Origin of the sequence: Hamadaea sp. (genome assembly GCF_013362815.1) — a bacterium.
Taxonomy (GTDB): domain Bacteria; phylum Actinomycetota; class Actinomycetes; order Mycobacteriales; family Micromonosporaceae; genus Hamadaea.
The window spans coordinates 23,421-47,014 of sequence record NZ_JABFVK010000082.1 but is presented as its reverse complement, the minus strand read 5'-3'; the positions used below and the strand labels follow the sequence as shown (position 1 = coordinate 47,014).

Sequence of the window (23,594 nt, the reverse complement as noted above, 5' to 3'; positions counted from 1 at the left end):
GCATACATCGGTAGGCCGAGGTCACCGGTGGGATAGGCGATCCGCACGACGGTGGCGATGGTGAGGGCCGAGGCGGCGACCCCGAGAAGGGTCAGCGCCAGGGCGGCCGGGCGTACGCCGCCGCGCCGCGCGACCCGGCGATAGCCGGCGGCGGCCGTGGCCACCGTCAGCCAGGCCGCGACGCTGCCGGCGACACCGGTCCAGCCCGAGTTCATGCCTTGAGCGTCGGCGGGCCGCCGTCCCGCTGTCACGGGACGTTGTCCCGGGCGGATCAGGAATCTCGCGTCACCGGATGGGGGCGGTCACCCGCCCAGGCCCGCCTCGCGCGCCTTGATCACCGCACCCGACCGGTCGGTGACGTGCAATTTCGTGATCACGTTCGAGACGTGGTTGCGGACGGTCTTGCCGCTGACCCCGAGCCGCCGGGCGATCGCCGTGTTGTCCATGCCCCGGGCGAGCAACCCGAGTACTTCGTGCTCGCGCTCGGTGAGCTGGGGGAACGGGGACGCGGACGCCGCCTTGGCGAAGTGGCCGAGCAGTTTCGCCGCGATGCCCGCCCCGAATACGGCTTCGCCGCGAGCCACGGCGCGGACCGCCGCGACGATCTCCTCCGGACCGGAGCCTTTGAGCGCATACCCGTACGCCCCGGCGCGCAGCGCGGCCAGCACGTTCTCGTCGTCGTCATACATCGTCAGGATGAGCGCCCGGGTCGGCAGGCCCTGCGTGCGCATCGCCGCCGTGACGGTGAGCCCGTCGCCGTCGGGCATGTTGACGTCGAGGACGGCGACGTCGGGCTGATGGACGCCGGCCTGCTCCAGCGCCTCGGCGCCGCTCGCACAGACGGCGACGACGGTAAGGTCGTCCTCGGCGGCAAGTAGCGCGGCCAGCCCCGACACGAACATCGGATGGTCGTCGGCGACCAGCACCTGGATCATCCGGTTCTCCCGTCAGGCGGCGTCATGGCGGCGATCGGCAGACGAGCGTGCACCCGAGTGCCCACTCCGTCAACGCCTGAGCCTATCGACACCTCGCCGCCGACCTCGGCGGCGCGCTCACGCATCGCCCGAAGACCCACTCCGGCCGCCCGGGCGGGGTCGATGCCCTGGCCGTCGTCGGTGACGGTCACCTCGACGAACTCCGGTCGCAGCGTTATCTCGACCAGGCAACTCGTGGCGGCCGAATGGCGTACCACATTGGTCATGGCCTCGACCGCGATGCGGTAGGCCGCCGTCTCGACCGCGGCCGGCAACGGACCCGGCGCGTCGTCGCCGGACACCGCGATCGCGACCTCGCCCGCGAGCGTGGCGGCGCGGGAGCGGACCGCGCCCACCAGGCCGAGTTCGTCGAGCGCGGGCGGGCGCAGGGCCTCGACCAGGCGGCGGACGTCGCCGAGGGACGCGGTGGCCTCGGTGGCGATCTCCCGCAGCGCGGCGTGCGCGGCCGAGTCGTCCGGCACGCCGCGGGCCGCGAGCCCGGCCTTGAGCCCGATGGCCGCGAGTGTCGGGCCGAGACCGTCGTGTAGATCGCGCCGGAGCCGCCGCCGTTCGTCCTCTCTGGACGCGACCACCTCGGCGCGGGACCGGACGAGGTCGTCGTGGAGGCGCACCGCCTGCACCGCCGGTCCGGCCTGCTGCGCCAGCGAACCGAGCAGCCGCAGGTCGACCGGGTCGAGCGGATCGTCGCGCCCGCGAGCGGAGACGCGCAACCGGCCCACGGTCTGGCCTTGGTAGTGCACCGGTTCGGTGTGCACCGGCTCGGCGTCGGGCGGCCGCCCGTGCTCGGCCCCGAGGGCGAACCCACCCGCGCCGTCCGCCAGATCGATGGCGGTGTACGGCACGCGCAACGAGCGAGCCACCGTCTCCACCAGCGCGGGCAGCACGTCGGCCGGAAGCAGGACCGCCTGCAGGCGTGCGCCGAGCCGGTCCAGCGCCCCGGCCGGGTCGTGGCGGTCGCCGTACATCATGCGGTCGACGGCACGCTGGGCGGCGCTCCGCAACGGGGCCAGCGCGAAGGCCGCGCCGGCCGCGGCCAGCGCCGCGGCCACCGGTCCCGACAGCCGCAAGAGGCTCGCGAGGAGGCCGACGGCGAGGGCGTACCCGGTGACGAGGACGGCGACGGTCGAGGCGTAGACGAGCGACCGGTTCGCCAGCCGTTCGATGTCGAACAGCCGGTGGCGGCGCAACGCCACCCCGACCCCGGCCACGAACGGCAGCCCGGACAGGCCCAGCGCGCCCCATGGCAGCGCCGCATGCCCGGTGAGCAGCTGCGGCAGGTGCCAGCCGAGGAGACCGACGACAGCGGTCACCGCGCCGCCGACGCCGAGCCAGCGCAGGCGGCCGCGCATGACGGCGTTCGTGTGGCGGTAGGTCATCACCCAGGAGACCGTCGTGATGATCAGCGTGGCGGCGGCGACCGCCGTCTCTCCAGTGTGGATCCAGGCGAGCGACCGTAGCGGATCGTCCCCGGTCAGCCCCACGTATGCGGTGAGAAGCAGCATCACCGCCAGGGGAGCGGCGTACGCGAGTCCGACCGTGCGGCGGGATGCCCACGGATGATCCCGGGTGAGGGTGAGCGTGAACGCGAGCAGCGCGCCCCAGGCGACCGAGTACGCACCGACGGCGTTGAGATGGAACAACCAGAACTGCGGACCGCCCGTGGCCAGCGACAGCACCGGTAGTCCGGCGACCACGACGGCTGTGCTGCCCAGCAGACCGGCTGACAGCACGAGCAACGGGCCGGTGGACGGTTCGTCCGGGCGGCGTACGTAGAGCGCGACGGCCAGTGCCGCAAGGGCCAGCACGAAGACCAGGTCACCCCACGCCTGGTGCACCAGGGGCCCGACCTCGGACCGGGCGACGGTGACTTGTTCGGTCCGGTCGCCGACGACGTAGGGCAGAGTCGCGCCCGGGTCGGGACGGTCCACCGCGCCGAGCTTCTCGGCCAGCACTTGCCCGTCGACCGCCACGACACGATCCCCGGTACGCAGCACGGTCCCATCGGGATCGGGCACTTCGACGACGACGCCGTCCGGACGCAGCGACGACCAGCCGAGCGGGACGATGGTGCCGTCACCAGGGGCGTCGAGCCGCACGGCGACTCCGACGACGCCCAGCACCGCCAGGACGATCGCCGCCACCGCCGGGGCTCTGCGCGACACGCTCTCATCATCGCTGATGCCCGGCTTTCCCGGGGTGCTGGCTTCGCGGGTTCTCGCATTCCCAGGGTGCGCGGTTTCGCGGGCTTCGCGGTCTCACGGGCCCGGTCTCGCGGGCCCGCGGTTTCGCTGGGTTCGCGGCTTCGGTGGGTTCGTGGGTTCGCGGTTCGCCGGGGAGTTGGGTGACCGGGGCGGGAAAAGCCGGTTTGTCCCGCGCCCCGGTCACACTGGGTCCGCGTCCCGCCTGTTTGCAGCAGCTGGCGGGAGCTCGATGGAGCCTGTCGGGGAGGACAGACGGACCGACCGCGTCCAGCGCACCTACCTGCACCGACGCTTTGTTCAGCCTAGAAGCGGCGAGCGCCGAAGATCAGCCGCGTGACAGGACTGTCATCTGCCTTCCGGCGACTGCGCCGGAACGTGCAGCGTGACGGTGGTGCCCGTCGCGGCGTCGTGGGACAGGCGTACCTGTCCGCCCCAGCCCTCCACCACCGTCCGGGCCATCACCAGGCCCAGGCTGGTGCCGGTGCCCGGCCCGCCCGGAGTCGGCCCCGGGCCGGCGTCGGTGACGGTGATCGTCCATCCGAGGTCGTCGGCGCGGCCGTCGACGGCGATGGGGTCGCCGGGGCGGGTGAACTTCACGGCGTTGTCCAGCAGGCAGTCGAGGACCGCCTCAAGCCGGTCGCGGTTGGCCAGGACCGTCCCGGGTGTGCACGCCCAGGACCAGGTCCGGCCGGCGGCCGGCGTCCACCGCCGCACGATCCGGGTCACCTCGGTCGGCAGGTCGAGCGCCTCGGGCACGTACGCGCCGTCGGCGTCGATCAGCGTCACCAGGCGCTGCGTGATCCGGGCCAGTTTGTCCAGCTCGGCCACGACCGTCTCGGAATCCTCCCGGGTGTCCGGATCGGTGTGCCGGTCGGCGACGAGCTCGGTGAAACCGCGCGCGACGGTGATCGGCGTACGCAGCTCGTGTGCGACCTGCCGCATCATGTGCTGCCGGGCCTCGGCGAGCTGCCGGTCCCGGTCGGCGGCGTCGGCCAGCGCCAGGAGGGCCAGATGGCGGCGGCGTACCAGGGCGGCGGTGACCGCGATCAAGGCGACGCTGAGCGGCACTTCGAGCGTTTCCAGCCACTCGATCTTTCCGCCCGCCGCGTGGCTGATCAGGATCCCGCCGGTCGCCGCGGCGGTCACGCCGACCATGACGGCCAGCTCGACCGGCCGCCAGCGGGTGAAGCCGTACAGCAGGGACAGGCCGATCCACATCAGGTGGAACGGGATCGTCGCCGTCGCGGGGAGCAGCCACATCGCGGTCGCGCAGACCGCCGCGCCGATCAGCCAGATCGCGCGCAGGGTCCAGCCCAGCCGGAACGACTCGGGCAGCTTGGGGCCGAACGGGCTCCCCGGAGCGCTCCGGAGATCGTCACGGAGTGGCGAAGCGATAGCCGACATGGCGTACGGTCTCGATCCGGTCGGGGTGATCCAGCTTGGCGCGCAGCCGGCGGACGGTCACGTCGACGACGTTGCTGCCGGGGTCGAAGGTCATGCCCCAGACGGCGTGCAGCAGCTCCGACCGGTCGCAGGCCCGCCCGCCGGACTCCATCAGGTGCCGCAGCAGCAGGAACTCCCGGTAGCTCAGCGCCGTCCAGTGGCCGTCGACGGCCACCCGGTGGAGGGCGAGATCGAGGCAGATCGGGCCGATCACGACGGAGTCGGCGGCCGGTCCCGGTGCCCGGTCGCGGAGCCGCGCGCGTACCCGGGCGAGCAGTTCGGCCAGCGCGAACGGCTTGCTGACGAAGTCGGCCGCCCCCGCCTCCAGACAGGCCACCCGGGTGCCGACCTCGGGCACCGCCGACAGCACGATGATCCGCTGATGGGGGCGTCGCCGGATCAGCTCGGCCAGCACCGCCGACCCGTGCAGCCCCGGGAGCATCAGATCGAGCAGGACCAGGTCGAAGTCCTCGCCGGTGGCGTACCGGAGACCCTCTTCACCGGTGCCGGCGCGCTCGACGACGTGGCCGTCCCGGCTCAGGGCACGCGCGATCAACCGCGCGACGCCGTCGTCGTCTTCGATGAGCAACAGGCGCGCGGTGCGGGCGGGAGCCGCCTCGAGGGGGGTGGCGATGGTCGTGACGATTCCTCATGATGGCACGCGGCTCCGGCAGGTCAAGACGGGCGTTCGGGCCGAGAGCCGCCGACCGGCGGTACGCATCGGCGAGGTTCGCTACTTAGGTGACCACTCAACGATCACGCCGGACGGTGATCGTCGCGTACCTCTTCGCATATCCGGCCGTTGAATCGGCGACATCGGCGAAACGTGACCGCTCCCAAATGTGGGATTTGCGGAGCTTTAGTGGCATTCACGCTAGCGTGGAGGGGAGAGACATCGTCCACGTGGCGAGTGTCCGATCGCGACACCGTGCAAACGGCTCCATACGGCCGACAGACGCCGCGACGGTGTGTCTCCACAATCAACTGACCCCAATACACACTGGGAGTTGTCATGGAGATCGAGTACCTCTGGAAGACGGTGTGGTCCGGCGGCGGCGGCTGCCCGGCGCTCTACCGGACCGACGGCGGTTATGTCGTGCAGGGGGTCAAGCTCGACGACGCCACCCGCGCCGCCCTGCGCGACCTGGCCGACGACGAGGATGCGGTGTACGTTCCGGCCGACGTCCTTGATCGGCTCCGCGAAGTCGTCTGACTACACGACGTCACCCGAAGCGGTGCCTTTACCGGTGGACGGGCAACGTCGGGACTTGGCGGCCTACCGTGAATCAGCGGCACCTCAGGGTCGCATTTTCGGGGGGCGGTACTGGGGACGGCTCTCGGGTGCCATGTCCGGCCAAGTTGACGAAGTAGACGATGACCACCCTCACCGAGCGGCAGCGGGAAACCGGGATGCTGGCGGAGGCGCTACGAGGCCTCCGCCGGCGTACCGGGCTGTCCGGTAAGGACTTCGCCGCCCAGCTGGGCTGGCACGCCTCCCGGGTGAGCCGGATCGAGCACGGCCGCCAGATTCCGACCGCCGCCGATCTGCGCGCCTGGTCTGCGCTGTGCCAGGTCAGCCGATCCGAATCCGCCGAGCTCACCGGGCTGCTGCGCCGGGTCGAAGCGGAGCACCGGGACTGGCGACGCCGGATGCGCCAGGGGCAGAGCTCCGTGCAGGCCGATTACAACCAGCTCGTCGAACGGTCGGCATCCGTACGCCATTTCGAGGTCGCCTGGGTGCCCGGGCTCGTGCAGACGGCCGCGTACGCGCGGCGGGTGTTCCGCGAGCAGGTGGTGTTGCACGGGCTCGACGTGCACGACGAGGAAGCTGCCGTCCAGACTCGGCTCGCCCGGGGACGGCAGCTCTACAACCCGGCCAAACGCTTCGAGTTCCTGCTCGCCGAGCCGGTGCTGCGGTGGCGTACCTGCCCGCCGGAGGTGCTCCGGGAACAGCTGGCCGCGATGCGGGAGATCATCGTGCTGCCGAACATCCGGTTCGGGGTGCTGCCGCTGGATCGCCCCATCGCGACGACGCCGCAGAACGGCTTCCAGATCTACGACTCCGTGACCGTCGTCGAGACGTTCAGCGGCGAGATCTTCTTCTCCGACGGCGCGACCGCCCTGTACGCGCGCACCCTGGACCGGCTCTGGGACGACGCCCTGGTGGGCTCGGAGCTCGACGCGCTGCTCTCGGCCTCCATCGCCTCGCTAGAGTGATCGTTCTAGCAGGCTTTCCTTAAGCCGGGCTCTTGGAGGAGGCACAGTGCCGATTCGGGCAGTACGCGGGGCGACCCAGCTGGACGTCGACGAGCGGGAGCACCTGCTGGACCGGGTCGCCGAGCTCGTCAAGGAGGTCCTGCACAGCAACGACCTCGACACCGAGGATCTGATCAGCGCGATCTTCACGGCCACGCCCGACATCCACTCCGAGTTCCCGGCGTACGCCGCGCGCCTGATGGGCATGTCGGACGTGCCGCTGATCTGCGCCCAGGAGCTCGACATCGCCGGGGCCATGCCGCGAGTGATCCGCCTGATGGCGCACGTCGAGACCGAGCTGCCCCGCGACGGGATCACCCACGTCTACCTGCACGGTGCAGCGGCGTTGCGGCGCGACCTCACGCACGTGCACGCCGTGCCGGACTGACCCGTCCCGCCCGCCTCATGATCAGCGGAAGTTTCGTGGGGTCATAGCCCCGCGGAACTTCCGCTGATCATGAACGCCGTCACGAAGGCCGGGTGATCCCGAGCGGCGGCCGCTTGGGGTGCACGCTGAAGTAGGTGAGCCCGTCTGGCCCCGCGACGACGGCCCGCTGCGAACCCCGGGGAAGCCAGACGAGCGCGCCGGGCGTCAGTTCGAGCGACTGCTCGCCGCTGTCGAGCCGGCCGCCACCGGCAAGCACGTGGATGAGCACGTCGAGGTCGGGCCCCTGGTGGGACGCGATCCGGTCGCCGGCCGGCAGGTGGATCACGTTCGCGTCGAGTTGACGCGGCTCCTCGGCGACCCGCCAGACCGCCCCGGCTGCCTTCGCGTCGGCCAGGATCTCCGTCAGGTCGCCGATCTGGCGAGGTCGGTCGGTCACGCCCTCCAGGCTAACGGGCGTCGCGCGCCGGCCGTCGGCACGATGATGTCGCGCCGGAGGCGCTCAGCCCGGTTCGGCCTCGTTGACCGGCGCTTTCTCGATCGGGAACAGGATCGGGCTGAGCAGGTAGCGCGCCCGTTCGGCGGTCGGCTCCTGGGCGAGCCGGGGCAGGATGGCGCGCCGCAGGTCTTCGATGAGCCCGTCCAGCTCGGCCGCGGTGAGCCAGACCGTGTGCTGGCGATAGCCGACCATGTCGGCTGCGGGGTCGGCGTCCGGGCGGTCCAGGTACGCCGTGAACTCCGCCATCAACGCAGCCATCGCGGCGGCGAAGGACTCGCGGTGGGCCTCGGGCAGCAACGATGACTCTGGCAAGGCGATCGACCAGGCCGACTGGACTTCGAGGCGGTCCACCACCTCATGGTCCCATACCCGGCCTATCCTCGGTCCCATGGCTGAGAGTCCCATGGCTGAGATCGGGCGCGGATCCGCCCGAGCCCGCTCCTAGTCCTGGTCGTTGAGGCCGAGCAGGGCGTCCGGCGTACGCGGAGCGACCGGCACCGGTTCGGGGGCCTTGGCGACCTGGGTCGGCACGATCGGCTGCTTGCCCCGGGACTGCTGCTTGCCGCTGGGCTGCGATTGCGGCTGGGATTGCGCCTGCGATGGCGGTAGGGCTTCCGCGCCGACGCCGAGAACCCGCAGCTGGCCCTGCATGAAGGTGACGAGGCGATCGCGGTAGTTTCGCTCGAACTGCTTCAGCCCGTCGATCTCCTGCTGCAACGCCGTGCTCTTGGCCTCCAGGCTGCCCACGATGTCCTCGTAGCGCTGCTGGCCGTCCCGGACGAGGTCGTCGGCCTGAGCCTGGGCGCTGTTGATGGTCTCCTCGGCGGCCAGCCGGGCGTCGGAGAGCGTCTTGTCCGCCTCCCGCTGCAGCGCGTCGGCGTGTGAACGGGCGTCCCGCCCGATCCGCTCGGCCTCACTCCGGGCGTCGCCGAGCGCCTTTTCGGCGTCCCGGTGCAGCACGTTGGCCCCCGCCCGGGCCTCGCCGAGGATGTCCTCGGCCTGGGCGTGCGCCTCGGCGCGAATCCGCTCCGCCTCGCGCTGGGCGTTGGCGAGGTGTTCGTCGGCGGTGCGGCGGGCGAGGACGAGCACCTGGAGGGCCTGCCTTTCGGCGTCGGAGTCGAAGGCCGCCGGGTCGGCCTCGGGACCGGCCGCGAGCGGCGCGGGGTGGCCGGAGCCGGGGATCGGCGGGAGGTCGTCGGCGGTGGCCGGGGGCGCGAACAGACCCTTGACGCGACCCTTCAGCCGGTTCTCGGTCATCGGTGCCCCTCTCCTCGGCAGCTGCGAACTGGATCATGGTACGGCCGGAGTCTCCTGGGCGCGGACCGGCCTGGGAAAGTATGGCGTGAAACCGGCGCTGGAGATAGCCCCGCGAAGGTTGCCCGGATACGCCCGAGTCGTCGGCCCGCCCGTCCGGGTGACACGTCAGCCTGGTGCGGTCGGCAGGCCGAGCTGCTCGATGGCGTCGTCGGCGAGTTCGTCGGGGGTTTCCGCGAGGTTCAGGACGACTCCGTGCTCGTCGGGCTGGAGGGGTTCGAGGGCGGCGTACTGGGACTCGAGGAGGCTGGCCGGCATGTAGTGTCCGGCGCGATGGGCCAGCCGGAGCTGGATGACCTGCATCGGCCCGTCGAGATGGACGAAGTCGAGCGACGGCGCGCCGCTGCGCAGGACGTCGCGATAGCTGCGGCGTAACGCGGAGCAGGCGAGGACCGTGGAGACGCCCAGCCGTTCCTGCTGGGCCAGCCACCATGCGAGGCGGTTGAGCCAGGGCCCGCGGTCGGCGTCGTTGAGCGGCACGCCCCGGCGCATCCGCTCGATGTTCTCCTCGGAATGGAAGTCGTCGGCGTCGGCGAAGAGGAAGCCGGTGCGCTCGGCGATCCGCCGGGCGACCGTCGACTTGCCGCAGCCGGAGACACCCATCACGACCACGTGCCGTACTGGGTTCGCCCGTGCGCTGTCCATCGTGACGAGCGTACCGCCGCCGTGGCAGACTCGCCGCATGATCGACGTGCGCCTGCGGGCGGTGCTCGAGGCGGACTTGCCCGTGTTCTACGAGTGGCGGCGAGATCCGGAGGCGGTGGAGCGGTCCAAGCTTCCGCCGAAGGATCGGGATGCCTTCCTCACCCAGTGGCGGACCGAGGTGCTGCCCAATTCCGAGGGGATCGTCCGCGCGATCACGGCCGACGGCGTACTGGCCGGCAACATCCTCTCGTTCCCGTTCAACGGCCGGCGCTGCATCGGCTATTGGCTGGATCGCGCCTTCTGGGGCCGGGGTGTCGGCACCGCCGCGTTGCGGCTCTTCCTCACCGAGGTCGACTCGGCCCGCCCGATCTACGCCGAGACCGACGAGGGCAACGCCGGCTCGCTGCGGATGCTGGAGAAATGCGGCTTCGCGCGGGTCGGCGTCGAGGTCGACGGGGACATCCGGTTCATCGTGCTACGGCTGGACGATTAGCCGGGCGGGCATGGTCGCGGTCCGCGGTTCGAGCGGTCCGGTCACCGACCCCAGGACGCTCGCGGTCCGCGCTCCCGTGCAGGTGGCGATCGATCCCGCGAGGCCGTGCGCGGTCAGCCAGCCGATCAGCGCGAACAGCAGCGCTTCCTTGCTTTCAGCTGGTACGCCCAGCGCGGCGGACGTCGTCAGCACGGCCGGTTGCGCCACCTCGGTGAGGCGCTCCATCAGATAGCCGTTGCGTACGCCGCCGCCGGAGACGACGACCGTCGCGAGCCCGTGTTCGGCGATCTCGGCCGCGATCGTCACGGCGGTGAGCTCGGTGACGGTGGCGAGGAGGTCGGTCGGGTCGGCCTCGACCGTCCCGAGGTACCCGGGATGGAACAGCTCCTTGCCGGTGGACTTCGGCGGGCGGCGCGCGTAGTACGGGTCCTGCAGCAGGTCGCCGAGCAGTCCCGGCAGCACCCGGCCGCTGCGGGCCAGCTCGCCGTCCTCGTCGTATGCCCGGCCGGTGGCCTGCCGGGCGACCGCGTCGATCAGCGCGTTGCCCGGTCCGGTGTCGTACGCGAGCCCACGGCCCGGAACGGTCAGGTTGGCGATGCCGCCGATGTTGAGCGCCCCGGCGTCCGGCCGGCCGCTGAGGAGCAAGTAGTCCAGGATCGCCACGAGTGGAGCGCCCTGCCCGCCGGCCGCCACGTCGCGGGCCCGGACGTCGGCGATCACGGGAAGCCCGGTGCGCTCGGCGATCCAGGCGGGCTGGCCCAGTTGCAGCGTTCCCCGAGTCTGTCCGTTGTCGACCCAGTGGTAGAGGGTCTGCCCGTGCGAGCACACGAGCTCCGGCCCGGTCTCGGCGTACGCGGCCGCAGCCTCGGCGAACTCCTGGCCGATCCACGTGTCGAGACGGCACACCGCGCCGAGGTCCACCTGATTCGGGGGCAGCGCGGCTTGGATCGCGGCCCGGGTGCGCTCGGTGTACGGCGACAAGCTCGTCGCCATCAGGCGTGCCGTGAGCGTGTCGCCGTCGGCCTCGAAGTCCACCAGGGCCGCGTCGATCCCGTCGTAGGACGTCCCGGAGCTGAGCCCGAGAACTCTCATCCGCGTACTGCTCCGGCGGTGAGGCCGCGGGCGAGGTTGCGCTGGACGAACATGAAGAAGATCGCGACCGGCGCGGCGATGATCGTGGCGCCCGCCATCAGCGGCCCGAACGAGGTGCCCTCGGTGGTGACGAAGTGCGACAGCCACAGCGGGAGGGTGTACTTCTCCGGGCTGCTGATCAGGAAGTAGGTAAGCAGGTACTCGTTCCAGGCCAGGATCATCGTGAAGATGGACGTCGCGACGAGACCGGGGACGATGAGCGGCAGGGTCACCCGGCGGAACGCCTGCACCTGTGAGCAGCCGTCGATCATCGCGGCCTCTTCGAGCTCGGGCGGTACGCCGAGGACGAAGCCGCGCAGCGCCCACACCGCGAACGGCAACGCGAACGCCAGGTACGCGATCACGAGGCCGGGCACCGCGTCGGTCAGCTGAAGCGCGCCGAGGGACGCGTCCTGGATCTCGGTGAGGGTCAGGAAGATCGGGATGACCAGGGCGATCGACGGCACCATCTTCATGATGAGGATCGACATGAGGAAGGTACGCCGCCCGAAGAACCGGAAGCGGGCGACCGCCACGGCGGCGGCGAACGCGACCGCCATCGCGAGGACGACGGTGAGCACGGTCGCGATGAGGCTGTTGACGGCCGCTTGCCAGAACGTGCTGTCGCCGAAGACCTCGGCGAAGTTGTGTCCGGTCGGGTGCAGCGGCACGAACTGCGGCGTCGCCGAGTACATGTCGCGGCCGGACTTGAACGCAGTGGACACCATCCAGTAGATCGGGAACGCCCACACCGCCGCGACCAGCAGGCCGAGCGCGGAGTACCCGATGCGGACCGCTCGCCTCATTCGGCTTCTCCCGTCTTGATCAGCTGCCGGATGTAGAAGACGCTCACCACGAGCAGAAGCAGCACCGTCACGACCGCGACCGCGGAGGCGTACCCGTATTCGTGACCCTGATAGGCCTGCATGTACGCGTAGATCGCCAGCGTCTGGTACTCGGGGGAGGGCGCGCCGTTGCGCAGGATGTAGATCTGGTTGAAGACGCTGAAGTCCCAGATGATCGACAGCGCGGTGACGATGACGAGCACCGGCCGGATCGACGGGAGGGTGATGCCGAAGAACACCTGACGGCCGCCCGCGCCGTCGAGCTTGGCCGCCTCGACCAGTTCCGCGGGCACCTGGGTGAGCGCGGCGTACGTGGTCACCGTGATGAACGGCACCGCGCCCCAGACCACGATGAGCGTCGCGACCGCGAGACCCTGCTTCGCGTCGGTGTACCAGTTGTGCTGACCCAACCCGAGAACGTAGTTGAGGACGCCGAAGTTCTGCTCGGTCATCCAGGCGAAGATCTGGGTCGAGACGAAGGTCGGCACCGCCCACGCCATGATCAGCGAGAACGTCATGATTCCGCGTACCCAGCCCGGCACGCGCTCCATGAGCAGGGCCAGCCCGACGCCGACGCTCATCGACAGGCCGACCATGACGGCGGTCAGGATGAGCGTGCGGACCACGACGGTCCAGAACACCGGGTCTTCGAGGATGCGGGTGTAGTTCTTCAGTCCCACGAACGGCGGCCCGGCGTCGCTGAAGATCTGGGCCACGCCCCACTGCTGGAATGACAGGACGATCACGCGGCCCAGCGGGAAGCCGATCACCGCCAGCGACACCGCGAGCGCGGGCAGGATGAGCAGGTAGGGCAGGCGCGGGCGGGGCCGGCGATTGCGGATGGCCCGCGGCGTCGGCGCCGGGAGCGACCGGGCGACCGCCGGTTCGTCGAGTGTGGACACTGCTCCTCCTGTCGAGCGGACGGCGGCGCCGACGGCAGCCCGGGTGGACGGCGGCACTCCGCCCACCCGGACCGTCGGCTCAGCTAGGCCCTAGGTCAGCTGGCGTTGAGGGTAGTCTCGATCGCCTTGTCCGCAGCGGCCGTGATGTCCTCGATGCTGCCCTTGTTCGTGGCGATGTCCACGAACATGTTCAGCACCGTCTTGTTCTTCTCGACCTGGGCCCAGTTCTTCGCGGCGGGCAGCGTCCACGTGCTGGCGAGGGTGTCCACGTACCCCTTCATCAGCGGGTCGCTGGTCTTGATGGTCGTCGTGTTGGCCATGAAGCCGCCGTCGACGAACATCTGCTGGGCGGCCGGCGAGGTGTACGCCTTGATCCAGGCCTTCGCCCAGTCCTTGTGCTTGCCCTTGGCCGGGACCGCGAGGTCGGAGCCGCCCATGAAGGCCGGCATCGCGCCGCCCGCCTTGGTCGGGCTCGGCATGACGAACGAGCCGATCTGGTCCTTGAGCTTGGCGTCGCCGTCCTTGCCGAAGACCTTCTTCATCTGGCCGCTGGTGTCGTAGAACATGGCGGCCTTGCCCGCGACCATGGTGCTGAACGCGGTGAGGTCGTTGATGGTGCGGTCACCGTGGTAACCGGCGTCCATCAGCGCCTTCCAGGTCTTCAGACCGGCCACCGACTCGGGGGAGGAGAAGGTGGCGTCCCACTTGCCATCCGAGCCCTGCTTGGCGACCTGGCCGCCGGCGTCGTAGATGAACGGCATGGCGCCGTACTGGTGCTGGCCGGGCAGGAAGAACGCCGAGAAGGTCGGGTCGGCCTTGTGCTTGTCGGACAGCTTCTGGACGGCCGTCATCAGGTCGGCCCAGGTCGCCGGCGGGGTGGTGACGCCCGCGTCGGCGAGGATGTCCTTGCGGTAGATCACCGCGCGGAGACCGCCGTAGTAGGGCACGCCGTACAACTTGTCCTGGTAGGTCGCCGAGTCCTGAAGCGCCTTGACCCAGGTGTCGGAGTTCGAGAACGAGCCCTTGTCGGCGGTGAGGTCGGCGAACGCCCCGTTGCCCATGTACAGGCCCATCTCGGTGGTGCCCAGTTCGATCACGTCGGGGGCGGTGCCGCCCTGCGCCGCGGCGTCGAACTTGGTGAGGTGGTCGGCCCACGCCTGGTACGCCACGGTCACCTTGACGTTCGGGTATTCCTTGTTGAACTCGGCGGTGGCGGTCTCGACCGCCTTCGGCCAGAGGGTCTGGGCGTCGACCTGGAGCCAGACGGTCAGGTCGCCCTTGGCGTCCTTGCCCCCGCCCGAGTCCTCCTTGCTGCCGCAAGCCGCTGCGGCGAACAATGTGGCTGCCGCCACCGCCGCTGCGATGATCCTTTTCTGCATTCCATCCTCCCTGGACAGGTGGCGGTTGCTGGATGCTCATCAGATGATCGGTGGAGATGACTGAACCGTGCTGGACCGCTACGCTGGCAGAAACCTCCGCCCCCGTCAATGTGGGTGAAGGAAATCGTCATTAACCAGTTACGAAGTGCGGGTTACAGGAGGTGGTGCGATGACGACGACACCGGTGCGGCCGGAGAACCTGGTGGCCGCGGTACGCGCGGTGCTGCCCTCGCTCACGCCGTCCGGCCGTCGTATCGCGGAGCTGATCCTGCACGACCCGGCGATGGTCGCCGGGCACACCATAACGGAGCTCAGCGCGGTTTCGGGAGTCAGCGAGGCGACGATCGTGCGTACGGCGCGATCGCTGGGCTTCGCCGGTTATCCGCCCCTGCGGCTGGCCCTGGCGGCGGCCGCGGCCCACACCGAGGACGGCGACCGCCTCGTCCCCGGCGACCTCGGCCCGGACGACCCGCTGTCCGACGTGATCACCAAGGTGACCCGGGCCGAGACGGAGGCGCTGTCCGACACGGGTAGGCAGCTCACTCCGGAGCAGCTCGCCCCGGTGGTCGACGCCATCGCCGCGGCGCGCCGGGTCGACGTGTACGGCGTCGCCGCCTCGGGCCTCGTCGCGGCGGACATGGCGCAGAAGCTGCTGCGTATCGGCATCGTCAGCCATGCGTTCTCCGACGCCCATCTGGCGCTGACGAGCTCGGCGTTGCTGCGTACGGGGGATGTGGCGGTCGCGGTGTCCACGTCGGGGGAGACGCCCGACGTCCTGGAGCCCATCCGGCGGGCGGCCGCGGCCGGGGCGTACACCGTGGCGATCACCAACAATCCCCGGTCTACCCTCGCCGCCACCGCCGCGTTGACCCTGGTCTCCGCCGGGCGGGAGACGGCGTTCCGCCCGGCGGCGCTGGCCAGCCGGATCAGCCAGTTGCTCGTGGTGGACTGCATCTTCGTCGGCGTCGCCCAGCGCACCTTCGAGACCTCGCAGCCGGCATTGCAGAACACCCGCGACGCCGTCGACCGGTTCGTCGCGGAGTCCCGAGCCCGGCGGCGTCGCTGAGCTGTGTCGCCGAACGTGACCCACTCGTTGCGTACGCCATCGATACTGGACAGTGCACAAGCGATCGGATCGGCAAGCGGCGAGACATCGGTGGGCGAAAGAGGGGAACCGGCATGGGCGACGACGATCGGCATGGACGCCGCTGGCGGCGCGGCGGCAGCGGGTGCGGCACAGGCGGTGGGTACTTCATCGGCTTCATCGGCGCGGCGGTGTACTACCTCCAGCAGGCGGACGGCTTCTGGTCGGGAGTCCTCGGCCTGCTCAAGGCGTTGGTGTGGCCGGCCTTCCTGGTGTACGAGGTGCTGAAGTTCGTGCACGCCTGATCTCTTCCGCAGTCCCAGGCGCCATCAAGGCGGCCCTGGGCAATCCGGCCCGGCGGCGTCGCCGGTGTCCTACCGTGGGAGGCATGGCAGCCAAGGCTTTGGTGAACTCGCTGACCCGGGCGCAGCAGGATCTGCTGCGCGAGACCGAGCGCGACAACCTCGCGCAGCTCGACGAGGACGGCCTGGTCGAGCTGCACACCCGCGTCCGCCGGGCCCGCGACAAGCATGTCGGCCTGTATCGGCGGGAGGCGGCCTCGAAGGTCGCCAGCGTGGGCGGCCGAGGCAAGGCGCACGCGAAGAACACCCGCAACCGGGAGACGGCCGAGGTGTTCGAGGACGCGCTTGCCCGAGTCAGCCGGGCGCTGGCCGCAGCTGCCCGCGCCAGCGCGAACGCCCTCCGCGCGGAACGGCTCGCGATGGCCCGCGCCGCCCGCCCGGCTGCTCCGGCCTCGACCGGTACGCGACGGCCACCGGCCAAACGCGGTACGCCGAGCCAGCGCAGCCGTCCCGCGCCCGACTCGCCCGCGCTGCGGAAACGGCACGCGTCGACCAAGGCGATGGGCGCGCGACGGCAGGCCAACCGCGACGCGCGTTAGTGCTTGGCAGCCGGTGATCCGCGCAGCAACGAGAGCGCGGAGACGATTGCCCACGTGCCTTCGAGGAGCAGGAAGCCCCAGGACCGCTGGTCGAGCGCGATCACGGCGAGCACCCCGGAGCCGGCGAGGTTGAGGATCAGGTAGGTCCGGGAGCGGAGGTCGAGCCGACCCGCCTGTGCGGCGGCGAAGGCGGCCAGGATCAGCAGGGATCCGGCAATTTCGATGAAATCGAGAAGAGTCATGGCGTCTGCGCGCCGTCTTCGCTGGGCCGGGTACGGCGGGCTCTCGTCCGGGGCGACGCGGGAAAGCGTACGCCGTGGTCAAGGATAGCTCACGGTCGCGGCGAGCAGACCATCCGAACGAAGCTCTCCTGCCACTGCAGCGCATATGGATCGCTTTCCCCGGTGAACCAGTATTCCGAGGGTGCGTCCGGACTCGGTTCAGACGGCGGCATGACGTACAAGGTCTGCGTACCCCAGGGGCGTTTCACTCGCACCGGCATCGGCCAGCTGCCGTGTGGGTAGTCGCGGCAGTCGGTGACGGCGTACTCCAGGTGCATGGTGATCATTTCGCCCGGCGGCACCGTCTCCGGCGACGCCCACGCGCTGAGCAGGCTCAACGACTCGTCACCCCGGCCGACCCCCTCGATCGTGATCGGCACGCGGCCGTCGTTGCGCACCTCGAACGTGGTGCTGAACCGCATCGGGTAAGGCATCGTCTCACTCGAGGAGTTGCCCACGAAGGTCAACGGTGCGGTGAAAGTCTGCCATCCGGCGACGGTCGTCGCGCCGGCGAGCGCCAAGACGGCAAGACCGACCACGAGCAGCCGGAACGTCCGCCGGCTCAGGCGTCCGGCGTCGCGATCGAGGGTGTGCCACACCTCGTCGGGGAGCGTCATGCTGTGCAATGTAGCAAGACATTGCTACATTGGGGAGGTGACTCCTTGGTGGATCATTCCGGCCTTCCTCGTCGCGCTGCCCGCCCTGGCGGCGGCCTACCACGCGTACGGGCCGATCAGCCGATCGCGGCTGACGGCGTTCGCGCGCTGGCATGAGCTACCCATCACGACGGCCAACGGCAATCAGGTGATCCGCTATCTCGCGGTGACTCGCCGATGGCGCAGTGCTGGGCTGATCACGGGGTGGGCGGTGGCCTTCGCCGTCGAGCTGCCCCAGGGCCGGGTCTCGTTCAATCCGTTGGTGCTGTTCGCGGGCTGGTTCGCCGGCGCGCTCGCCGCCGAGATCCACCTCGCCATCGTCGTGCACGGGCGACGGCGCACCGCTTCGCTTGTCCCGCGTACGCCGAAACGCTATGTGAGTGCGGTCGTGTGGGGGTTGCTGCCGGTCGGCGCGCTCGCCGGGATCGCCGTGCTGCCGGGAGCGGTCGCCGAAGGCACGCTCACCGCGGCGACGGTCAGCTGGACCGCACTGGCGCTGGCGATCGTGCTGGTGGTGGCCCTCGTACGCCGCAAGGTGCTCCTTCGGGCGCAGCCGGTCGAACCGGCCGACGTGATCCGGGCCGACGACGCCATCCGGAGCCGGTCGCTGCACGTGCTCAGCGGCGGCGGATTCGCGCTGGCGGCGTACTGCGCGCTCGCCGCGCTGGCCACCCGGGGGACCACCGAGGCGGGTGTCGCCGCCGTCGCCGGACTGGCCGTGCTGGCGGTCGGGATCACCGCCGCCCGCAGCCGCAGACCCGCCCCGCGTCCGGCCGCATGATCGTCGAGATCGACACCGGTGGCGCCGTCCCGGTGTACGAACAGATCCGCGCCCAGCTCGCGACGATGATCGAGACCGGGCTCCTCCCGGCTGGGCGGCAACTCCCACCGGTCCGGCAGCTCGCCGCCGATCTGGGGCTGGCCGTGAACACCGCCGCCCGGGCGTACCGGGAACTGGAGGCGGCCGGGCTTGTGACGAGCCGCGTACGCCACGGGACCGTCGTCGCCGACCGGTCGACGCTCAGCCGGACGCAGATAGCCGAGCGGCTCCGCGACGCCGCCGCCGAGTACGCCGCGATCGCGCAGCGGCTCGGCGTACCCGGGGAGCAGGCCCACGCCGCCGTGCTTCGGGCGCTTCAGGCGAGAGCGACGGGTACGCCCACTGCGTAGGCCTACGACAGGACGCCGTTGACCCAGTCGATGATCCCGTTGCCGATTTCCTTGACGAGGTTCGCCGACTCGCTGGGCCGGAGGACGACGAAACCGCAGCAGCACAACATGGGCAGGCCGACTACCACGACGGCGACGATCCAGCCCAGACCCGGCGAGCTGGTGGCGGCCTTCCACCGGTTCAGCAGCTCCAGGGCGTACTGCGGATCGCGGGCGGCCTCGGCGGCCAGCACCTCGGTCGTCGCCCGCTGCGCCTCGGGATCGGTCCACTCGGCCTCGAACCGGGCGAAGGCGTCGGCTCCGGCGGCCGACCGACGCAGCCGGTCGGCCACGACCCGGTGGAGCGTCGCCCGGGCGATCGCCTTGCGCTTGGCGGAGACCCGGCCCTGCATCCGGGTCTTCTCCCGGGCGAGGGTGTCGACGACGCGGGTGGCGAGAGTCGGTACGTCCACGGCGGCCTCCGAAGGGTGGTTGTGGACGCCGATGGTAGTGCTATCGGTCGATCTCTGCTGTCCCGCATGACCGTTTCGCCCGCCTGAGCATCGCACTAAGGAGCGACGGCGGGCTGCTCCATCCCGGTGCGCTCGATGTCGAACGTGGACGGACGACGCCGGGCCGTCACGGTGGCCACGCCGAGGACCACGAGCGCGCCGAAGCTCATCGCGGCCCCGGCCCACAGGGTGGCGGCGTACCCGAGACCGGCGGTGATCGTGAGGCCGCCCAGCCAGGCTCCGAGGGCGTTGCCCACGTTGAAGGCCGCGATGTTGGAGCCGGACGCGAGGGTGGGGGCCTGGCCTGCGTACTTCATGATGCGCATCTGCAGGCCCGGGGCGGTCGCGAAGCCGAAGGCCCCCATCAGGAACAGGGCGATGACCGTCAGGGTCTGGCTGCTGGCGGTCAGCGCGAAGACCGCCATCACCGTCGTGAGTCCCGCCAGGACGACCGCGAGCGTACGCGGGATGGAGCGGTCGGCGCCGCGGCCACCGAGGGAGTTGCCGGCGAACAGGCCCGCCCCGAACAGCACCAGCAGCCAGGGGACCGTGCCGGTGGCGAACCCGCTCACGGCTGTCAGGGTGTACGCGATGTAGGTGAACGCGCCGAACATGCCGCCGAATCCGAGCACCGTCATCAGTAGCGAGAACCACACCTGCGGTTCGGCGAAGGCGCGCAGCTCGCGCCGCAGTCCGCCGGACGGCTGGGCCAAGGACTGCGCGGGGACCAGCGTCGCGACGCCGATCAGGGCGGCGACGCCGATGCCGGTGATCGCCCAGAACGTGGCCCGCCAGCCGAGCTGCTGACCCAGGAAGGTGCCGAAGGGGACCCCGAGCACGTTGGCGGCGGTCAGGCCGGTGAACATCATCGCGATCGCACCCGCCCGGCGGGACGGCTCGACGAGACTCGCGGCGACGACCGAGCCGATGCCGAAGAACGCGCCGTGGCTGAGCGCGGCCAGCACCCGGCTCGCCATCATCACCTCGTAGGTTCCGGCGAGGGCCGACGTGAGATTGCCCGCGATGAAGAGTGCCATCAGGCCGATCAGCACCTGTTTGCGGCCGAGGCGGGTGACCGCGGCGGTGAGCCCGATCGCCCCGACCGCCACCGCCAGGGCGTACCCGGAGATCAGCCAGCCCGCGACCGATTCGGTCACCTGGAAGTCGGCGGCGACCTCCGGCAGCAGTCCCATGAGCACGAACTCGGTCAGGCCGATGCCGAACCCTCCGATGGCCAGTGCGAGCAGGCCCAATGGCATTTTCCGCGGCATGACCCGATAGTTGCACACGCCGTATATCCGCGCAAGCGTGCTCCTGCTCACTGGTACTATCGGGGCATGGGCATCGCCGATGACGCCGTAGAGATCCGCGCACAGGGCTGGCGCACGCTCGCCGCGCTGCACGGCCTGATCGACACCGCGCTGGAGAAGGCGTTGCAGGCCCGGCACGGCCTGTCGGTGGTGGAGTTCACGGTGCTGGACGCGCTGTCCCGGCAGGACGGCTGGCACATGCGCATGCAGCAGCTGGCCCGGGCGGCGGCCCTGTCGAGCAGCGCCACGACCCGCCTGGTGAACCGGCTGGAGGAGCGGGGGCTGCTCACCCGGGTGCTGTGCGCCGACGACCGCCGGGGCATCTACACCGAGCTCACGCCGACCGGGTCGACGGCGCTGGATCAGGCCCGGCCCACCCACGACGAGGTGCTGGCGGACGCGCTCGCCGAGGCCGGGCGCCTGCCCGAACTCGCGCCGTTGGTCGGCGCGCTGCATCGCCTGCCGGCTGCGCAGCCGGCCTAGCGGTCGCTCAGGCGGCGTTCTCGCCGTTCGTCTCGGGCTCGTGCACGAGCAGCACGATCTCCCCGGTCGCCGCCTTCTGGATCTTGTCGCCCGTCTCGACCTCGTAGACCAGGCCGAGCACCAGCTCGGTGAAGCCGCGCGGGCGCGGCCGATGACCGGTCAGCGTCGCCGACAGCCGTACGCGCGATCCGACCGGAACGGCGGCGCGCAGCTTCAGCTCGCGTAGTCCCTGGTTGACCATCATGTCGATGCCGTCGATCTCGAACACCTCACCGATCAGCGAGGGCGCGAGCGAGATCGTGAGGAAGCCGTGGGCGATCGTGCCGCCGTAGGGGCCGGTGGCCGCCCGTTCCGGGTCGACGTGGATCCACTGGTGGTCCCAGGTCGCGTCGGCGAACAGGTCGACCTGCTTCTGCGTGATCTCGTGCCAGGAGCTGGTGCCGAGCGGTTCGCCGAGCTGGGCGGCGAGGTCACGGACGTGAATCGTCTGGGTCATCGGCTACGGCTCCTCGGGTGCGCGGACCCCTGTGATCTTACGGCCCGCCGCGCCGGCTCAGCGCCGGGTGTACCAGAGCCGGGCGGTGACCGACGCCAGGACCACCGCGACCATGGCCGTGATGAGCGCGCCCACCAGCACGACAGCCAGGGGCATCAGGCACCAGGCGGCGGCGCAGACCACCAGCGGCCACCGCCCGGGCGGCAGCTCGCCCCGCGACAGCGCGACCGCCAGCCGGGGGCTGCCCAACTCCAGATTGCGTTCGATCTCGGCGAGCTGACGCCGCTCCTCGCTCGTGAGCACCGTGAACCACCTCCGGCCGGCCGTGTGCCCGCCCGCATACCCGGATCTCGGTGCGGGCTAACGCAATGCGGTCAGCCCGGCACACTCAGCCGGTCACCCGGAACACGAGCGGCTGCGGCGTCAGCTCGCCGTTCGGCGTACGCACAGCGACGGTTGCCGTGTGCGTACCGGGGGTCGCCGGCAACGGCCAGACCGGGTCCGCCCCGTCGACCACTTGGTGTCGACCGTCGTGGTGAACGGCGTACCCGATGGTGAACGGATGCCGGCTGAACAAGCGCGTGGCCGCCGCTCCAGCGCGGACGTCGATGCTGAGGCCGATCTCCGCGAGATCGGGGTAGACGTCCTGGGGCGACCCGGCGAGGAGCATGCTGGGGTGGAGTGTGTACTGGAAGTGCGGTACGAACGGCGGCCGGGCCCAGGTCGCGCCGGTGGTGCCGATCTGGTGGAAGTAGCTGAACCACCACGCGGTCACCGCCTGCGGCGCGGGACCGTCCGGCGTGCGCAGATCCGGCTGCCGCCCGTCGGCGAAAGCCTGCTGGAGTTCCAGTGTGGACATCGGCGTCGAGCCGAACGACCAGTACGCGCCGTTCTGCCCGTCGAGCAGCACCCACTTGCCGAAGTCGTCGATCCAGGCCTCGCTGACGACGTGACCCTTGGCCCATCCGGCGTGATAATTCGGCTGCCGCAGATCGAGCCGGCGGGCCGGAATCCCGGCCGCGTTGAGCGCGTGTGACAACACGGTGCTGTATTCGACGCAAGCGAACCGGAGACCGTCCTCGTCGACGTGGCGCAGGACGTCGACGGCGTCCGCCTGGGCTTCGACGTGATCGTTGGCGTGCTCCCACCGCTGCGCCACCCAGTGCAGCAACGTCACGGCGCGCTGCCACGAGGACCCCGTCAACTCCGGCAACAGCGCGCGCAGTTGTTCCTCGCGATCGGGGGTGGTGCGGAAGAGCTCCAGCGGCAGCTTCGGCGTCAGCGACGGCCACACGAGGATCTCCACCGGCGCGGGCGGCAGGTTCGCGGCGAGCCTCGCCTGCCACCGTGGCCAGTCCGGATCGTCGGCGAACGCCTGCTCGATCGCGCCGTCGAACAGCTCCGGCTGGAAGAAACCGCGATCGAGCGCCTCGGTGAAGAGCGTCCGCGCCTCGTCGCGGCGACCCAGCCGGGCGGCCGCGATCGCACACGACGGCGCCCACTGATGCGCCCAGAACTCGTCCTCGCGCAGCCTCGGCGCGAGTTCGATCAGCTCCGCGTGATCTCCGGCGCGGATCAGATCCTCAGCTTGTACGCGCAGCTGCCCCCCGTCGGTCATGTGCGTCATTGTGCCGCTCACGCCGGACGGGTGAGTCGGCGTACCCCCGGAGGGTGGCGGCGAGCGACTCCAGCCACAGCTGCCGCGCCCGCGCCGGATCGCCGAGGAATCCCTTGAGCTCCAGCGAGGCCAGACCGTGGACCAGGGCCCACAGGTGGCGGCCGACGTCGACCGGATCGTGGCCGCCGAGCCGGCCGGAGGCGGCGGCGCGGCGCAGCGTACGCAGAACGCGATCGAAGCTGCGGTAGTAGAGCGCCTGGGTGTCGTGGTCGAGGTCGACGCCTTCGCCGAGATAGATGCCGTACAGGTGCGGGCGTTCGAGGGCGGCGGCCCGGTAGGCGAGCACGAGCCCGGGGAGTTCGTCGACGGGGTCGTCCTCCTCGGGGACCGCCTCATGATGACGCCGCATGATCTCGGCCGCCTCGTGGGCGAGCGCGGTCAGCAGGCCGCTCTTGTCGCCGAACAGGCTGTAGACCGCCCGGGTGCTGGTCCCGGCCTCGTCGGCGACCCGCCGGACGCTGATCGCCGCCGGGCCCTCGCTGTGCAGCACGGCGGCCGCCGCGCTCAGCAATGCGTCGCGGGTCTGGTCGCCGTGTTCCCTGGGTCGTCCCACGCT

At 70.7% G+C, this 23,594-nt stretch carries 31 protein-coding genes and 1 riboswitch; of the genes, 10 read left to right on the top strand and 21 right to left on the bottom strand.

Annotated elements, in window-relative coordinates; genetic code table 11:
* From HOV77_RS29935 to HOV77_RS29915, 5 genes are all read right to left on the bottom strand, one after another.
* Positions 1–215 (bottom strand): hypothetical protein (locus tag HOV77_RS29935; RefSeq protein WP_290868171.1); only part of this gene is annotated, 215 nt, incomplete at its 3' end.
* An 87-nt stretch (positions 216–302) separates the two neighbouring features.
* Positions 303–935 carry a response regulator transcription factor gene (locus HOV77_RS29930; RefSeq protein WP_290868168.1) on the bottom strand — a complete coding sequence of 211 codons (633 nt, stop codon included), beginning with the start codon at positions 933–935 and terminating at the stop codon, positions 303–305.
* On the bottom strand, positions 932–3,157 hold the full coding sequence (locus HOV77_RS29925; protein WP_290868165.1) for a sensor histidine kinase: 2,226 nt from the start codon (positions 3,155–3,157) through the stop codon (positions 932–934). The genes HOV77_RS29930 and HOV77_RS29925 overlap by 4 nt, the downstream gene beginning before the upstream one ends.
* A 384-nt stretch (positions 3,158–3,541) precedes the next feature.
* Positions 3,542–4,600 (bottom strand): HAMP domain-containing sensor histidine kinase, encoded by a 1,059-nt coding sequence (locus tag HOV77_RS29920; protein WP_290868162.1) that lies wholly within the window; start codon positions 4,598–4,600, stop codon positions 3,542–3,544.
* Positions 4,572–5,228, bottom strand: a complete 657-nt coding sequence (locus tag HOV77_RS29915) for a response regulator transcription factor (RefSeq protein WP_290868159.1) — start codon at positions 5,226–5,228, stop codon at positions 4,572–4,574. Before HOV77_RS29915 ends, HOV77_RS29920 begins: the two co-directional genes overlap by 29 nt.
* Before the next feature lie 423 nt (positions 5,229–5,651).
* Here HOV77_RS29915 and HOV77_RS29910 point away from each other — a divergent pair, with 423 nt between their 5' ends.
* The 3 genes from HOV77_RS29910 (at position 5,652) to aroH (ending at position 7,283) form a co-directional block, all read left to right on the top strand.
* Entirely contained in the window at positions 5,652–5,852 is a 201-nt protein-coding gene (locus HOV77_RS29910; protein ID WP_290868156.1) for a lipid A biosynthesis lauroyl acyltransferase, read from the top strand.
* A 161-nt stretch (positions 5,853–6,013) separates the two neighbouring features.
* On the top strand, positions 6,014–6,856 hold the full coding sequence (locus HOV77_RS29905; protein ID WP_290868153.1) for a helix-turn-helix transcriptional regulator: 843 nt from the start codon (positions 6,014–6,016) through the stop codon (positions 6,854–6,856).
* Positions 6,857–6,902: 46 nt separating this feature from the next.
* Positions 6,903–7,283 (top strand): chorismate mutase, encoded by a 381-nt coding sequence (gene aroH, locus HOV77_RS29900; protein WP_290868150.1) that lies wholly within the window; start codon positions 6,903–6,905, stop codon positions 7,281–7,283.
* Positions 7,284–7,362: 79 nt separating this feature from the next.
* Here aroH and HOV77_RS29895 read toward each other — a convergent pair whose 3' ends face one another.
* The 4 genes from HOV77_RS29895 to HOV77_RS29880 all read right to left on the bottom strand — a co-directional run bounded on the left by HOV77_RS29895 (position 7,363) and on the right by HOV77_RS29880 (position 9,738).
* Positions 7,363–7,719 (bottom strand): hypothetical protein, encoded by a 357-nt coding sequence (locus HOV77_RS29895; protein WP_290868147.1) that lies wholly within the window; start codon positions 7,717–7,719, stop codon positions 7,363–7,365.
* A 63-nt stretch (positions 7,720–7,782) separates the two neighbouring features.
* Positions 7,783–8,130: a hypothetical protein gene (locus tag HOV77_RS29890; RefSeq protein ID WP_290868144.1), complete on the bottom strand. Its 348-nt coding sequence runs from the start codon at positions 8,128–8,130 to the stop codon at positions 7,783–7,785.
* A 90-nt stretch (positions 8,131–8,220) separates the two neighbouring features.
* The gene (locus tag HOV77_RS29885) at positions 8,221–9,036 is read right to left on the bottom strand and encodes a hypothetical protein (RefSeq protein ID WP_290868141.1); all 816 of its coding nucleotides are present in this window, start codon (positions 9,034–9,036) and stop codon (positions 8,221–8,223) included.
* 165 nt (positions 9,037–9,201) lie between these two features.
* A complete protein-coding gene (locus HOV77_RS29880; protein ID WP_290868138.1) occupies positions 9,202–9,738 on the bottom strand; it encodes a gluconokinase in 537 nt (178 codons plus the stop codon).
* Between the two features lie 37 nt (positions 9,739–9,775).
* On the opposite strand from HOV77_RS29880, the gene HOV77_RS29875 reads away from it, so the two are divergent.
* Positions 9,776–10,231: a GNAT family N-acetyltransferase gene (locus HOV77_RS29875; RefSeq protein ID WP_290868136.1), complete on the top strand. Its 456-nt coding sequence runs from the start codon at positions 9,776–9,778 to the stop codon at positions 10,229–10,231.
* Here the strand turns inward: HOV77_RS29875 and HOV77_RS29870 are convergent.
* From HOV77_RS29870 to HOV77_RS29855, 4 genes are all read right to left on the bottom strand, one after another.
* Positions 10,214–11,323: an anhydro-N-acetylmuramic acid kinase gene (locus HOV77_RS29870; RefSeq protein ID WP_290868133.1), complete on the bottom strand. Its 1,110-nt coding sequence runs from the start codon at positions 11,321–11,323 to the stop codon at positions 10,214–10,216. The genes HOV77_RS29875 and HOV77_RS29870 overlap by 18 nt on opposite strands.
* On the bottom strand, positions 11,320–12,168 hold the full coding sequence (locus HOV77_RS29865; RefSeq protein ID WP_290868130.1) for a carbohydrate ABC transporter permease: 849 nt from the start codon (positions 12,166–12,168) through the stop codon (positions 11,320–11,322). The genes HOV77_RS29870 and HOV77_RS29865 overlap by 4 nt, the downstream gene beginning before the upstream one ends.
* On the bottom strand, positions 12,165–13,109 hold the full coding sequence (locus HOV77_RS29860; RefSeq protein WP_290868127.1) for a sugar ABC transporter permease: 945 nt from the start codon (positions 13,107–13,109) through the stop codon (positions 12,165–12,167). Before HOV77_RS29860 ends, HOV77_RS29865 begins: the two co-directional genes overlap by 4 nt.
* A gap of 95 nt (positions 13,110–13,204) precedes the next feature.
* A complete protein-coding gene (locus HOV77_RS29855) occupies positions 13,205–14,488 on the bottom strand; it encodes an extracellular solute-binding protein (RefSeq protein WP_290868125.1) in 1,284 nt (427 codons plus the stop codon).
* Positions 14,489–14,657: 169 nt separating this feature from the next.
* Here HOV77_RS29855 and HOV77_RS29850 point away from each other — a divergent pair, with 169 nt between their 5' ends.
* From HOV77_RS29850 to HOV77_RS29840, 3 genes are all read left to right on the top strand, one after another.
* The gene (locus HOV77_RS29850; RefSeq protein WP_290868122.1) at positions 14,658–15,554 is read left to right on the top strand and encodes a MurR/RpiR family transcriptional regulator; all 897 of its coding nucleotides are present in this window, start codon (positions 14,658–14,660) and stop codon (positions 15,552–15,554) included.
* Positions 15,555–15,667: 113 nt separating this feature from the next.
* The gene (locus HOV77_RS29845; protein WP_290868120.1) at positions 15,668–15,877 is read left to right on the top strand and encodes a hypothetical protein; all 210 of its coding nucleotides are present in this window, start codon (positions 15,668–15,670) and stop codon (positions 15,875–15,877) included.
* An 83-nt stretch (positions 15,878–15,960) separates the two neighbouring features.
* Positions 15,961–16,473 carry a hypothetical protein gene (locus HOV77_RS29840; RefSeq protein ID WP_290868117.1) on the top strand — a complete coding sequence of 171 codons (513 nt, stop codon included), beginning with the start codon at positions 15,961–15,963 and terminating at the stop codon, positions 16,471–16,473.
* Here the strand turns inward: HOV77_RS29840 and HOV77_RS29835 are convergent.
* Positions 16,470–16,715 carry a hypothetical protein gene (locus HOV77_RS29835; RefSeq protein ID WP_290868114.1) on the bottom strand — a complete coding sequence of 82 codons (246 nt, stop codon included), beginning with the start codon at positions 16,713–16,715 and terminating at the stop codon, positions 16,470–16,472. The two genes, HOV77_RS29840 and HOV77_RS29835, sit on opposite strands and share 4 nt — an antisense overlap.
* A 6-nt stretch (positions 16,716–16,721) precedes the next feature.
* A riboswitch (guanidine-III (ykkC-III) riboswitch) is annotated at positions 16,722–16,789 on the bottom strand.
* A 15-nt stretch (positions 16,790–16,804) separates the two neighbouring features.
* A complete protein-coding gene (locus tag HOV77_RS29830; RefSeq protein ID WP_290868111.1) occupies positions 16,805–17,371 on the bottom strand; it encodes a hypothetical protein in 567 nt (188 codons plus the stop codon).
* Positions 17,372–17,408: 37 nt separating this feature from the next.
* Between HOV77_RS29830 and HOV77_RS29825 the strand changes: the two genes are divergently transcribed.
* Positions 17,409–18,191: a hypothetical protein gene (locus HOV77_RS29825; protein WP_290868109.1), complete on the top strand. Its 783-nt coding sequence runs from the start codon at positions 17,409–17,411 to the stop codon at positions 18,189–18,191.
* The gene (locus tag HOV77_RS29820) at positions 18,188–18,580 is read left to right on the top strand and encodes a GntR family transcriptional regulator (protein ID WP_290868107.1); all 393 of its coding nucleotides are present in this window, start codon (positions 18,188–18,190) and stop codon (positions 18,578–18,580) included. Before HOV77_RS29825 ends, HOV77_RS29820 begins: the two co-directional genes overlap by 4 nt.
* 2 nt (positions 18,581–18,582) lie before the next feature.
* On the opposite strand, the gene HOV77_RS29815 is transcribed toward HOV77_RS29820, so the two are convergent.
* Entirely contained in the window at positions 18,583–19,032 is a 450-nt protein-coding gene (locus HOV77_RS29815; protein WP_290868105.1) for a hypothetical protein, read from the bottom strand.
* Between the two features lie 95 nt (positions 19,033–19,127).
* Complete coding sequence (locus tag HOV77_RS29810) at positions 19,128–20,342, bottom strand: MFS transporter (RefSeq protein ID WP_290868102.1); 1,215 nt, start codon at positions 20,340–20,342, stop codon at positions 19,128–19,130.
* Between the two features lie 66 nt (positions 20,343–20,408).
* On the opposite strand from HOV77_RS29810, the gene HOV77_RS29805 reads away from it, so the two are divergent.
* The gene (locus HOV77_RS29805; RefSeq protein WP_290868100.1) at positions 20,409–20,864 is read left to right on the top strand and encodes a MarR family transcriptional regulator; all 456 of its coding nucleotides are present in this window, start codon (positions 20,409–20,411) and stop codon (positions 20,862–20,864) included.
* Between the two features lie 7 nt (positions 20,865–20,871).
* Here the strand turns inward: HOV77_RS29805 and HOV77_RS29800 are convergent, their stop codons facing one another.
* The 4 genes from HOV77_RS29800 to HOV77_RS29785 all read right to left on the bottom strand — a co-directional run bounded on the left by HOV77_RS29800 (position 20,872) and on the right by HOV77_RS29785 (position 23,591).
* Entirely contained in the window at positions 20,872–21,360 is a 489-nt protein-coding gene (locus tag HOV77_RS29800) for a MaoC family dehydratase (protein WP_290868098.1), read from the bottom strand.
* Between the two features lie 57 nt (positions 21,361–21,417).
* A complete protein-coding gene (locus HOV77_RS29795) occupies positions 21,418–21,663 on the bottom strand; it encodes a DUF3040 domain-containing protein (protein ID WP_290868095.1) in 246 nt (81 codons plus the stop codon).
* Between the two features lie 85 nt (positions 21,664–21,748).
* Positions 21,749–22,978, bottom strand: a complete 1,230-nt coding sequence (locus HOV77_RS29790; protein WP_290868093.1) for a transglutaminase domain-containing protein — start codon at positions 22,976–22,978, stop codon at positions 21,749–21,751.
* Positions 22,944–23,591, bottom strand: coding sequence for a TetR/AcrR family transcriptional regulator (locus HOV77_RS29785; RefSeq protein WP_290868090.1), 648 nt, complete (start codon positions 23,589–23,591; stop codon positions 22,944–22,946). The genes HOV77_RS29790 and HOV77_RS29785 overlap by 35 nt, the downstream gene beginning before the upstream one ends.
* Positions 23,592–23,594 lie beyond the last annotated feature (3 nt).

Bases quoted from the DNA above. Each gene is read 5' to 3' on its own strand.
- HOV77_RS29930 (WP_290868168.1), bottom strand. From the start codon at position 935: ATGATCCAGGTGCTGGTCGCCGACGACCATCCGATGTTCGTGTCGGGG.
- HOV77_RS29920 (WP_290868162.1), bottom strand. From the start codon at position 4,600: ATGTCGGCTATCGCTTCGCCACTCCGTGACGATCTCCGGAGCGCTCCG.
- HOV77_RS29910 (WP_290868156.1), top strand. From the start codon at position 5,652: ATGGAGATCGAGTACCTCTGGAAGACGGTGTGGTCCGGCGGCGGCGGC.
- HOV77_RS29905 (WP_290868153.1), top strand. From the start codon at position 6,014: ATGACCACCCTCACCGAGCGGCAGCGGGAAACCGGGATGCTGGCGGAG.
- HOV77_RS29885 (WP_290868141.1), bottom strand. From the start codon at position 9,036: ATGACCGAGAACCGGCTGAAGGGTCGCGTCAAGGGTCTGTTCGCGCCC.
- HOV77_RS29880 (WP_290868138.1), bottom strand. From the start codon at position 9,738: ATGGACAGCGCACGGGCGAACCCAGTACGGCACGTGGTCGTGATGGGT.
- HOV77_RS29875 (WP_290868136.1), top strand. From the start codon at position 9,776: ATGATCGACGTGCGCCTGCGGGCGGTGCTCGAGGCGGACTTGCCCGTG.
- HOV77_RS29870 (WP_290868133.1), bottom strand. From the start codon at position 11,323: ATGAGAGTTCTCGGGCTCAGCTCCGGGACGTCCTACGACGGGATCGAC.
- HOV77_RS29865 (WP_290868130.1), bottom strand. From the start codon at position 12,168: ATGAGGCGAGCGGTCCGCATCGGGTACTCCGCGCTCGGCCTGCTGGTC.
- HOV77_RS29855 (WP_290868125.1), bottom strand. From the start codon at position 14,488: ATGCAGAAAAGGATCATCGCAGCGGCGGTGGCGGCAGCCACATTGTTC.
- HOV77_RS29850 (WP_290868122.1), top strand. From the start codon at position 14,658: ATGACGACGACACCGGTGCGGCCGGAGAACCTGGTGGCCGCGGTACGC.
- HOV77_RS29845 (WP_290868120.1), top strand. From the start codon at position 15,668: ATGGGCGACGACGATCGGCATGGACGCCGCTGGCGGCGCGGCGGCAGC.
- HOV77_RS29840 (WP_290868117.1), top strand. From the start codon at position 15,961: ATGGCAGCCAAGGCTTTGGTGAACTCGCTGACCCGGGCGCAGCAGGAT.
- HOV77_RS29835 (WP_290868114.1), bottom strand. From the start codon at position 16,715: ATGACTCTTCTCGATTTCATCGAAATTGCCGGATCCCTGCTGATCCTG.
- HOV77_RS29830 (WP_290868111.1), bottom strand. From the start codon at position 17,371: ATGACGCTCCCCGACGAGGTGTGGCACACCCTCGATCGCGACGCCGGA.
- HOV77_RS29820 (WP_290868107.1), top strand. From the start codon at position 18,188: ATGATCGTCGAGATCGACACCGGTGGCGCCGTCCCGGTGTACGAACAG.
- HOV77_RS29810 (WP_290868102.1), bottom strand. From the start codon at position 20,342: ATGCCGCGGAAAATGCCATTGGGCCTGCTCGCACTGGCCATCGGAGGG.
- HOV77_RS29805 (WP_290868100.1), top strand. From the start codon at position 20,409: ATGGGCATCGCCGATGACGCCGTAGAGATCCGCGCACAGGGCTGGCGC.
- HOV77_RS29800 (WP_290868098.1), bottom strand. From the start codon at position 21,360: ATGACCCAGACGATTCACGTCCGTGACCTCGCCGCCCAGCTCGGCGAA.
- HOV77_RS29790 (WP_290868093.1), bottom strand. From the start codon at position 22,978: ATGACCGACGGGGGGCAGCTGCGCGTACAAGCTGAGGATCTGATCCGC.